The following is a 9,306-nucleotide window of genomic DNA, read 5'->3' on the forward strand; positions in this document are numbered from 1 at the left end:
TTTTCCGCTATTATGTTTAAGCATTTGAAACAAGATAAACTTATAGTTAACTCCATCCTCATTCTACCATCCTCAGTTTTATTTCATAACAGAAGGTTGAAATCCCTTTAAACGTAATGCATTCAACAAAACAGAAATGGAACTGAAACTCATTGCTGCTGCTGCAATAACCGGGCTGAGCAGAGGACCTCCAAATGCATAAACAACACCCATCGCAAAGGGGATACCAAATATGTTGTACGCGAATGCCCAAAACAAGTTTTCTTTAATGTTTCGGATGGTGGATTTACTCAATTCAACAGCAGTAGGTACGTCCATGAGATCACTCCGCATTAAGACGACATCTGCTGATTCTATGGCTACATCCGTACCCGAACCGATTGCAATCCCTACATCTGCCTGGGCAAGAGCTGGAGCGTCATTGATTCCGTCGCCAACCATCCCTACCTTTTTGCCTTCATCCTGCAACTTCTTCACTTCATTAGCTTTATCTTCTGGTAAGACTTCGCTCAACACCCGATCGATGCCCACTTGCTTGGCGATGGCCTCAGCGGTCCGTTTGTTGTCTCCGGTGATCATGGCTACTTCGATTCCCATCTTATGCAGCTTCTTGATGGCACGTAAGCTGCTCTCTTTTACAGTATCCGCTACCGCAATGATTCCAGCGATTTTACCATCCTTTGCAATGTACATAGGCGTCTTACCTTGGCTTGCTAATGCATCGGAGGCAGATGCCAAATTTCCCAGACCAATATGCCTTTCGTCCATCAGCTTCTTGTTTCCGAGCAAGAGGTGTTGGCCATTGATTGTCACTTCAATCCCATGTCCTGGAATAGCATTAAACGTTTCTGTTTTCAAGAATGCTAGGCCCTTCTCTTCTGCGCTATTCACGATTGCCTCACCAAGTGGGTGCTCCGAGCCTTTTTCGGCGGAAGCAGAAAGAGTCAGTAATTCCGTTTCGGAAATCCCTTCAGCGGTGATAATATCCGTTACTTTTGGCTTCCCTTCTGTTATCGTACCCGTTTTGTCGAACACAATGGTGTTCAGCTTATGGGTCGTCTCCAACGCTGTCCCGCTCTTGAATAGCACGCCATGCTCTGCACCTTTTCCTGTCCCGATCATAATCGCTGTGGGAGTAGCCAGACCAAGCGCGCATGGGCACGCAATCACCAGTACCGAAATGGCTATAGTCAAGGCGAATACACCTGTTTGACCAGCAAAGTACCACGCTATCGCGGAAAGAATTGCAATCGCAATGACAATCGGAACAAAATACCCGGAAATGATATCAGCCATCTTAGCAATAGGGGCTTTGGATCCTTGGGCATCTTCCACTAGCTTGATAATTTGGGACAGCGCAGTGTCTTTTCCCACTTTTGTCGCCTTGTACCGAATCGTCCCATTTTTGTTGATACTCGCACCAATAATAGCATCTCCCACAGATTTTTCCACGGGGATACTTTCACCTGTGAGCATGGATTCATCTACCGACGTCAATCCTTCGATAACCACGCCATCTACCGGCATTTTCCCACCTGGCCTCACAACGATAATGTCGCCAACCACCACTTCATCAATGGAAATCTCTGACTCTTTTCCGTTTCGTACCACCAGTGCGGTTTTAGGTGCCAATCCCATAAGTTTTTTAATGGCTTCAGAAGTTTTGCCTTTTGTTAAGGTCTCGAGATATTTCCCTAGGACAATTAAAGCTAAAATAACGGCTGCCGTTTCATAGTACAGTTCATTGGCATAGGCTACTTCTCCAAGGAAAATCATCACTGTTGCAAATACCCCGTAAAGGAAAGCTGCACTAGTTCCTAGAGAAATCAGTGAATCCATATTAGGGTGCCCTTTAGACAATGCCTTGAACCCATTGCGATATATTTTACTGTTGACCACAACCACAGGGAGTGTCAGAACGAGTTGAACGATAGCAAAGGCTTCCGGGTTCATCATCGGGTTAATGAAATCAGGAAGGGGCGCATTTACCAAATGCCCCATTGCGATATAGAGTAACGGAGCTGTAAATAGCGCGGATATTAGAAACCTGTTCCAGAGACTCTTGATTTCTTTCTGTTTCTTTTCTTTATCCTGGTCTACCGTATCAGCAGTTGCTACTTCTTCATGTGCCTCATAACCTGAATCCATAACCGCCTTTATGATATCGGTAAGGTTCACCATACCCGGATCATACTCCACTACCAGTTTCTCCGTGGCCAGATTTACGGAGGAAAGATTTACTCCTCGTAGTTTCTGAGTTGCCTTTTCAATCGTCTGGGCGCATGAAGCACATGTCATCCCCTCAATATTGAATGTTTTCTTAACCGTATTAGAAATTGCAGTGTATCCTGCATCTGCCACTGCTTTTTGAATGTCTGCTTCCGTCAATGCTGAACTGTCAAACTGGATATTCATTTTTTCGGTTGCGAGATTAACGTTCGCAGTCTTTACTCCTGGTAATTTCTGAGCAGCTTTCTCTACAGTTTGTGCACAGGATGCACAGGTCATGCCGTCTATACTGAATACTTTATTCTCCATCTTTGCTTTTCCTCCCTATTTTCCATGTTGGTGTAGGTTGCACTGACATTGCCTAGGTAGACATCGGCAGCTAACCTCTTCCACAGCGGAAGTTTTTTTCTTTTCCAAAATCTCTTCCAAGTAGCGGATATCATTAAAGCTCAATATGTTGTCCTTTATTATTTCCCCAATCACATGTCCTATATCTTTGTTGCAAATACGGTTGAAAATGTCGCCTGTATAGTTTCGGACAGTATCTTCCTCTGCAACACGTGCCGTGTAGATAAACTTTTTCCCCTCTTGCTCAGTGGATAACGCGCCCTTTTCAACCAAACGACCCAACAGAGTTTTTATGGTGGTTGCCTTCCAATTCATCTTATCTTCCAGGATCGAAATAACTTCCTTACTCGTGACATGATGGTTTGCCCAAACAACACGCATGACTTCCCATTCGGCATCAGTTATATGGGGAGTTAACGTTCCTGTCTTCATTTTTACCCCTTCTTCCCTGTTATTCGTTTACAGACGTAAACGTTTCTATGCTTATAATTTACACTTGTAAACATTATTTGTCAAATTTTTTCTTAAAATCATAAAAAATAGGACAAGACTGAAATCATTGTGCGATTTCAGTCTTGTCCTATTTTAAATTTGCTGCCTATCTATAGATAGTTGCACTGGGATTTATGTTATTACGCGAGCAAATTTAATTTACTCGCTTCTTTTTTTATTTCCCTGTGCCAAATGTAAAAAAGCGAACCTGTGTAGAGGTATTGCATGATAAATTGAAGAATTTCCGGTTTGGAATACCATCCGAAGAGGACATACAGAGGCAAGCCGAGCAGTCCTTCTTTATGGTAAAAAATAGTCTCAGAGAGGTCAAAAGCTTTTATGAATAGCGGACTCTCGCTGGATAACAGGTTCATGGAACCAAGCGCGGATAGCCCTTCATGAATACCGTAACCAAGCAAAAAGCCGGCTTGCAGGATAAGATAGGCCAAGGTGATATTGAACAGAATCCTCAAATTGACTTTCACTAACGAATGATTGATCAGGACTGCCAACACTAACGCTGCTGTAATCCCCGCAAACAGGGCTACGATGGCATACTGTCCGGCAAAAGTGAAGATCGCAACCTCTACGCCCTCACGCGCGACCATGATGAAAGCAACACCGGCAATCCCAAAGGCAGACAGATTTTGGCTGACGCTGCTTTCCACAGTCGAGACCATGTTTCGGCCGTGCTGAATCATCCAATAGATGAACGTGGTCACCAATGCCAACGCAACGAAGCTTGCTCCGCTTTCCCATAATTTTGCCACTTGGTCCATTTTGTCGATCGCTTTTGACAGGATGTAAAGAATGCCCCCGATACCAAGCGAAGCAACAATGCCGCTGATTGTCCCGTAGTAAACATATTTCCGCAAAGATTCGTTTTTGCTTTTCCTCAGGTATTGAAGAATGATGCTGACGATAAGGAATGCTTCCAAGCCTTCCCTGAAACCCATGATAAACGCGGGTAGAAATGTATCCATATTAATTCTCCTTTAAATGTATTAGTTCATACCATCTTCATTTACGGAAAAAATGTAATTGAGAACGATTCTCACTTGCATCATTATGAATGCATGTAGTTGACTTGTCAATGAGAAAATTCTAATTTAAATATTACCGATGAACAAGGCTACCCTAGCAAGAAAATGAATCATTAAGCGGGTAAACTATAAAAATAACCTCTACTTCCGAGATTAAAACACAAGAAGTTTCAATGGATTGAACATATTTATCGGAAGCACTTTATTCCGAATTTCAGCGAAAATTCAAATTCTTTAAAAATAGTTTTACTGCAAAAAATGTATTTTTCCTACTTCGGACATTATTACCTATTTTTCGGTATACTAGCATTTCCGCCCAGATAAATGAGCTGAGGAAAAGTGATTATTGTTCGTTTGATTAATTTGTGTCCGTGCAAAACAAGCTGTGGCAGCTGGGATATCTAGCGATCACAGAAATAGGTCTTCAGATTACGGCTGTTTAGCATTATTTTCTGATTTTTGAACTATTTATTTCCCAACTAAGAAAGCGTATACTTATTATTAAAGGGGGATATCATCAAAGTGGAACATTATGCGCATGTCGTTGATCAGATTCATTTTAGGATAGATACGATTAAAGCTATTATCAAGGAAACCGAAATCTATCTACACAAGCAATTGAACGGCGGTGTACCAATAGAACATTTATCTGAACATTATTCATTGCTGGATACAGAAGAAGGCCGTCTCAGTGGATTGAACGAAGCACTAAACATACTCCAATCGCAATTATTAAAGTACAAATCCGACCAGCAGTAGCAGCTATCGGATACTCATAGGGACTACCTATCAAAATCTACTACAAAAAAAATAAGGAACAACGCTGAATAAATCAAGCATTGTTCCTTATTTTTTTTCTTTAAGATATTTAAAACTTCGAAAATTTGAACAAGAGATATTCCTCTATCCATTATTCCCTTTCATAATCCCCACAACTTGATTTAAGTGCAACAGTGCTTTCTCCAGGAATGCCTGCTCGGACAAAACACACACAGAATGACCTTCTTGTTGTAAAGTTTCCACCTTTTGCATCTTTAGACTTCGTGAGTCCTCCTGGAAGAGATTGGTGTTCGCCTTTCCGACCACAAGAATGGTGGTATCCTTGGTAACCGCTGCTTGTGGTTTCCCTCCTAAGGCGGATACTAAATCTTGCGCTTGCCTCCGAGAAAACGTATCCAATTTACCTGTAAATACAATTTTTTCGCCCCGCAACATAGTATCACCTGCCTTTCCCCTCAGCTGGAAGAGTTCTTTTCTCTATTTTACCCTTCTCGAAAGACTTTTATCAAGAACGATTAGCGAACGTGTATTCTTTTTGCAGAAAAAGGCCTTATATTGCTCTCAACCTAACCTTAGACCCCTTTTTACTTTAAAGTGGGTGGGAAAATAAAGGGTTTTAAGACACTTTCAGATTGAAGAATGGACGACTCCCATTCAAATCTACTAAATTTAGCGACAAATAAAAAATTCCTCGAGTATAATCGAAAAAACAAACAAATAAATAAGTTTTTAGAGTATAATCGAAATATATGCATAAAAATAAAATTATTAGCGTATGCTCGAATAAATATTTGGAAATATGCCATATTTCGTCTGTATCGTAGGATTTAAGGAGGAACATTATGTTTAATCGTCAAAGTTATTTAAATAAATTGATTCAGGCAAAAGACAGCGATTTTGTGAAAGTATTGACTGGTGTCCGGCGTTGTGGGAAATCAACCCTTTTAATGCTGTATAAAGCCTGGCTCCTGGAGCATGGTGTCGAAGAAGATCAAGTTATCGAAATCAGTTATGAAAAGATGGAAAATGAACCTTTGAAAGATGGGCACCACCTCCATGCTTACCTGAGGGAACGGATTCCAGGACAGAAGCGGGTGTATCTGCTGATTGACGAAGCGCAGGAAATTCAGGAATGGGCTAAGGTTATCAATAGTCTCAAGGTGACGTTCAATACGGATATTTATGTGACAGGATCAAACTCCAGTCTCTTTTCTGGAGAATATCTTACTTACTTATCCGGACGGTATATTGAAATAAAGGTCTACCCCTTGTCTTTCCGTGAATTTTTGGAGTTTAAACAGTACGATACGGTAAATAACCTAGAACAACATTATCAAGAGTATATCCGCAGCGGATCCTTCCCCGCAGTGAACCTTGTGGAAGACGAAAATTTGATTCGAACGATTAACCAAGGACTCTTTGATTCTATTTTCTCAAGAGATATTATTAGCCGCGGTGAAATAAGAGAAATTGGTGGCTTCTACAAGGTCGCAAAATTTGTATTTGATAATATCGGCAATAGTCTGTCTACCAATAAAATAGCCAATACGTTACGTTCTGAGGGATCAAAAATCAGCCATGATACAGTGGATAATTACTTGATGTTGATGTGTGACGCCTATATTCTTTACCAGTGCAATCGTTATGACATACGCGGGAAAGAGCTCTTAAGAACGAACGGAAAGTATTATATTGTCGATATGGGGTTACGTAATCAATTGATCGGCTATAAGTCTTCCAACATGGGCCATGATTTGGAAAACATTGTGTTCTTAGAGTTAATCAGACGAGGATACCAGGTTTTCGTTGGCAAAAACGGGACCGCCGAAATTGATTTCATTGCGGAAAGATCGGAGACGAAAATGTATATTCAAGTCTCTCTATCGGTGATGGACGAGCAGACAAAAGAACGAGAATTCAAAGCTTTTGAAAAAATTACCGATAACTATCCGAAATGGTTGATTACGATGGATCGATTGGATATGTCCCAAAATGGCATCCTTCACAAAAATGTATTTGATTTTCTATTGGAAGAGTAGCGGTATCCATATAAAGCCGTGAGCAACTCTTCTGTTCTTCCTTCCTTTAAATGAAAAGCGACTCTTTCTGGTCTAGTAGAAAGAGTCGCTTTCTTATAATAATTAGCGTTAAATAAGTCCTGTTGAAATTAATATAAGTAGGGAAACGACGAACTAGAAGTTCATAACCAAGAAAACAACCTACTCATATACTCAATCAAAGGAAAGGAAATCTGTTTGCAAATAATAGTACCTGTGTGTTTTCTTTGCAGCAGAAATTTGTTTTATTGAATGTATGTTCTTAATCGGATATGTCTACGATTTATCAAGAAAATTCAAATTTCCCCAAAGTATATCCTACAAAATTTTGTCTCAATAGACTATTGGATATGGAAAGTCTCTAATCTTTTATCCTATTCTTAAGCAAAGCAAAGCAAAGCAAAGCAAGAATAAGAATGGCCTGCGGCATTCTTTACTCAATTATATAAAGACGAGGAGAGAAATTCTTGATTAAGATGACTTTCATCCTCTTATTAAAAGTTATTAAAAATGTGTTTTAGGCTTATTAAAAACTACTAATTCCTATTAAAAACTATTAAAATAGGCCTTTTTGGGTCGTTTTGAGCGGAGTAGAGGACGCATCAGGCTTTGCCTGATCTGCCGCGGTTTTCGAGAGATTGAGAAAACCGCAGCGGAGTGACCTCCTTATGCTCATGGAAAAATAACTTTAGACTTACCTTTAACGAATTAGGCTAAGTCAAAAATATTTTTTTCACTGAATTACAGAATCATAAGTTAGTCATTAGTAGTGATAAAATGTTTACTTTTAAATACGTATTAAGGAATAAAGAATTTCAAACTTCCTTTGTCTCGGATACGCTTAAATAAGAGCACTGCGTATCATAAGGTGCTTATTGACAGTTATCCATGCTTTTCATTAAATGCAGGGCATATTTATCAGAAGCTTTACTTTTTTGAGTGCTCAAAAAGGTGAGCATACATTTGATTATATCCTTCTCTTTGACGAGTAGTGAGTCGTGTATTCACATAACATTCAATCAGCATTTGCATCATATCATTAACTGTAGACTTATCTGTCTCTTCTAACTCTTCAATAAATGGTTTCAAAGTATTTAATCGAAGTAATACGTCGGGTGATAACTTTGCGGTTTTTGTAGCCTTAAAAAAATTATCTGGAATACTTTTTTCTTGTGATTGTTGTTCTATTTTTTGCTCAGAAGGTCTGTCTATTTTTGAGGGCGTTATAATAGGCCGAAGGGGTGTCCGATCGAATTCATTGGTTCCTTTAATGCTGACATTTTTTTCTAGTAGGCTATTCTTATTCTTTTTGATAAGTGGTTCAAATGATTTACTCATAAAACGACTCCTTTCCTACGCGATAATAATCTAAATGCTTTCCAAGTACCTTTCGTGTTCATCTAGCTCTGTCAAAACATCTATGAATAATTGGTGTGCCTTTCCGTCCCACATTTCTATTGTTCCACTGATATTTCTGTTTACATGGATACCTTCCACGTCATAAACTTTCAAGCGTTCCTGGTAATTTACAATTGTTCCCAATACATTATTCCCATACATTTCTTTTGCTTGATCGAGGACTTTTGTATCAACACGTCCTCCCTGTCGTAACATCATAGGAATGATTCCCAGTACTTGCAAATGTGCGTTGTACTTTTCAGAGAGAAACTGCATATAAGCGATATATGTCTGCGCACCATCTAGTGATAATTCTTGCGTCTGTAAGACAATGATACAGTAGTCTGCTGCCATCATTGCATTGTCTGAGTAATCCGAAATGGTTGGTGGAACATCAATATAGATACGATCGTATTTTCCTTTCAACGGTTTGATTAACTCTTTTAAATAAGAAATTTGAGAAATTTCATCTTCTGGAAACTTTTCGAACAATACTTTTGTTAAGTTCCTGAAGGAAGTATTGGCTGGTATCAAATCAAGTTTAGGCATAATGGATATGACTTCATTCTCTAAATTACCTACACGAAATCCGTCAGTAATAGATTTATCTATATTATCAATATTGCCCGTTTTGGCTAAGACACGTGTGGCATTTCCTTGTGGATCCAAATCGATTACTAAAGTGCGATCTTTAAATTGTGTGGCCGCTTCATACGCTAACATTGTGACGGCTTTTGTTTTTCCTACGCCACCTTTAAAATTTCCTACAACATATACTTTTCCGTCCATGTATGTCCCTCCGAAAAATATTCAATAGTATACTCATGTATAGATTATACCATTCATAAAAAACTATGCAACGGTATACTCCTTTGAAAGATACTTTTGTAAGGATGTAACAAAAATGTAATATATGCAAGAGTATACTAGTATACTCTTGCATAGTTTTTTTGGTATAC

Annotated in this window: 8 protein-coding genes; 2 read left to right on the top strand and 6 right to left on the bottom strand. The window is 39.4% G+C overall.

The window, feature by feature from the left end; genetic code table 11:
* Nucleotides 1–78: 78 nt before the first annotated feature.
* From BM184_RS14205 to BM184_RS14215, 3 genes are all read right to left on the bottom strand, one after another.
* Nucleotides 79–2,538 carry a heavy metal translocating P-type ATPase gene (locus BM184_RS14205; protein ID WP_086943878.1) on the bottom strand — a complete coding sequence of 820 codons (2,460 nt, stop codon included), beginning with the start codon at nucleotides 2,536–2,538 and terminating at the stop codon, nucleotides 79–81.
* Nucleotides 2,539–2,553: 15 nt separating this feature from the next.
* On the bottom strand, nucleotides 2,554–3,009 hold the full coding sequence (locus BM184_RS14210; RefSeq protein ID WP_086943879.1) for a CopY/TcrY family copper transport repressor: 456 nt from the start codon (nucleotides 3,007–3,009) through the stop codon (nucleotides 2,554–2,556).
* 200 nt (nucleotides 3,010–3,209) lie between these two features.
* On the bottom strand, nucleotides 3,210–4,052 hold the full coding sequence (locus tag BM184_RS14215; protein WP_218151052.1) for an FTR1 family iron permease: 843 nt from the start codon (nucleotides 4,050–4,052) through the stop codon (nucleotides 3,210–3,212).
* 582 nt (nucleotides 4,053–4,634) lie between these two features.
* Here BM184_RS14215 and BM184_RS14220 point away from each other — a divergent pair.
* Nucleotides 4,635–4,871, top strand: a complete 237-nt coding sequence (locus BM184_RS14220; RefSeq protein ID WP_086943880.1) for a hypothetical protein — start codon at nucleotides 4,635–4,637, stop codon at nucleotides 4,869–4,871.
* A gap of 144 nt (nucleotides 4,872–5,015) precedes the next feature.
* On the opposite strand, the gene BM184_RS14225 is transcribed toward BM184_RS14220, so the two are convergent.
* Nucleotides 5,016–5,327 (bottom strand): BRCT domain-containing protein, encoded by a 312-nt coding sequence (locus BM184_RS14225; protein ID WP_086943881.1) that lies wholly within the window; start codon nucleotides 5,325–5,327, stop codon nucleotides 5,016–5,018.
* 407 nt (nucleotides 5,328–5,734) lie between these two features.
* On the opposite strand from BM184_RS14225, the gene BM184_RS14230 reads away from it, so the two are divergent.
* Nucleotides 5,735–6,931 carry an ATP-binding protein gene (locus BM184_RS14230; RefSeq protein WP_086943882.1) on the top strand — a complete coding sequence of 399 codons (1,197 nt, stop codon included), beginning with the start codon at nucleotides 5,735–5,737 and terminating at the stop codon, nucleotides 6,929–6,931.
* 945 nt (nucleotides 6,932–7,876) lie between these two features.
* Here BM184_RS14230 and BM184_RS14235 read toward each other — a convergent pair.
* Together BM184_RS14235 and BM184_RS14240 are read right to left on the bottom strand one after the other, a co-directional pair.
* The gene (locus BM184_RS14235; RefSeq protein ID WP_016172616.1) at nucleotides 7,877–8,287 is read right to left on the bottom strand and encodes a hypothetical protein; all 411 of its coding nucleotides are present in this window, start codon (nucleotides 8,285–8,287) and stop codon (nucleotides 7,877–7,879) included.
* A 30-nt stretch (nucleotides 8,288–8,317) separates the two neighbouring features.
* Nucleotides 8,318–9,136, bottom strand: coding sequence for a ParA family protein (locus BM184_RS14240; protein WP_086943883.1), 819 nt, complete (start codon nucleotides 9,134–9,136; stop codon nucleotides 8,318–8,320).
* Nucleotides 9,137–9,306 lie beyond the last annotated feature (170 nt).

The organism is Trichococcus pasteurii (assembly GCF_900112935.1).
GTDB classification, from domain to species: Bacteria; Bacillota; Bacilli; order Lactobacillales; family Aerococcaceae; genus Trichococcus; species Trichococcus pasteurii.

Excerpts from the sequence above, each read along its gene's own strand:
- BM184_RS14215 (WP_218151052.1), bottom strand. The coding sequence starts at position 4,052 with ATGGATACATTTCTACCCGCGTTTATCATGGGTTTCAGGGAAGGCTTG.
- BM184_RS14225 (WP_086943881.1), bottom strand. The coding sequence starts at position 5,327 with ATGTTGCGGGGCGAAAAAATTGTATTTACAGGTAAATTGGATACGTTT.
- BM184_RS14210 (WP_086943879.1), bottom strand. The coding sequence starts at position 3,009 with ATGAAGACAGGAACGTTAACTCCCCATATAACTGATGCCGAATGGGAA.
- BM184_RS14235 (WP_016172616.1), bottom strand. The coding sequence starts at position 8,287 with ATGAGTAAATCATTTGAACCACTTATCAAAAAGAATAAGAATAGCCTA.
- BM184_RS14230 (WP_086943882.1), top strand. The coding sequence starts at position 5,735 with ATGTTTAATCGTCAAAGTTATTTAAATAAATTGATTCAGGCAAAAGAC.
- BM184_RS14205 (WP_086943878.1), bottom strand. The coding sequence starts at position 2,538 with ATGGAGAATAAAGTATTCAGTATAGACGGCATGACCTGTGCATCCTGT.
- BM184_RS14240 (WP_086943883.1), bottom strand. The coding sequence starts at position 9,136 with ATGGACGGAAAAGTATATGTTGTAGGAAATTTTAAAGGTGGCGTAGGA.